Raw genomic sequence first — 817 nt, 5'->3', positions numbered from 1 at the left:
CCACGCGGCAGTGGGTGAAGGTGTTCACACATGGAGGCAAGATGACCGGCAACGTCTGCCAAACCACCTCGCGCGACATCCTGGCGCCAGCGCTGCAAGTGGCCGAGGACAAGGGATACCTGCCCGTCCTCAGCGTGCACGACGAAGGCTTGACCGAAGTGCCCGACACCCCTGAATACGACGCAGACGGCCTCGTGGCGATCCTGTCCACGAACCCCGACTGGGCCCCGGGCCTGCCGCTCTCGGCCGCCGGGTTTGAAACCACTCGCTACTACAAGGGCTGATATGACCACCCAATTTTTCGATCTCATGATTGATACAGAGACTGCGGGCCTCCCGCCCACCNCGCTACTACAAGGGCTGATATGACCACCCAATTTTTCGATCTCATGATTGATACAGAGACTGCGGGCCTCCCGCCCACCGGAGCGCTGATGTCCATCGGCGCAGTGTTCTTCGATATGAAGACGCAGACCCTGGGCCCCACGTTCCTGCGCACCGTGCACCTGGCGACCAGCGTGCGCGATGGTGGCACCATCGACCCGTCCGCGTTCCTGTGGTGGCTGGGGCAGAGCGATGAGGCTCGCCACGGCGTGCGCTTCAACGGGCAGGACATCCGCAAGGTGCTGCAGGACTTCAGCGACTGGATCAAAGAGACCTGCCGCCACGAGGACGTGCGCCCATGGGGCAACTCGAATGCGTTCGATCTGACCATCGTCGGCGGGGCCTACAAGCGCGCCGACATCAAGACGCCTTGGTACTGGACAAATGAAAGAGATTTTCGGACCGTGCGCAACATGTACTCGGCCATCGAGTA

General features: G+C 61.8%; 1 protein-coding gene and 1 pseudogene. Both read left to right on the top strand.

The window, feature by feature from the left end:
* Positions 1-284: pseudogene (locus I6F47_RS20405) on the top strand (DNA polymerase); the annotation flags it as partial.
* An 81-nt stretch (positions 285-365) separates the two neighbouring features.
* Positions 366-817, top strand: a 452-nt coding sequence (locus I6F47_RS20400) for a 3'-5' exonuclease (protein WP_197184470.1), incomplete at its 3' end; no start/stop codon positions are given.

This window comes from Pseudoalteromonas sp. NZS37, from assembly GCF_015864265.1.
Lineage (GTDB): Bacteria > Pseudomonadota > Gammaproteobacteria > Enterobacterales > Alteromonadaceae > Pseudoalteromonas > Pseudoalteromonas arctica.
This window is presented reverse-complemented; position numbering and strand designations above follow the sequence as displayed.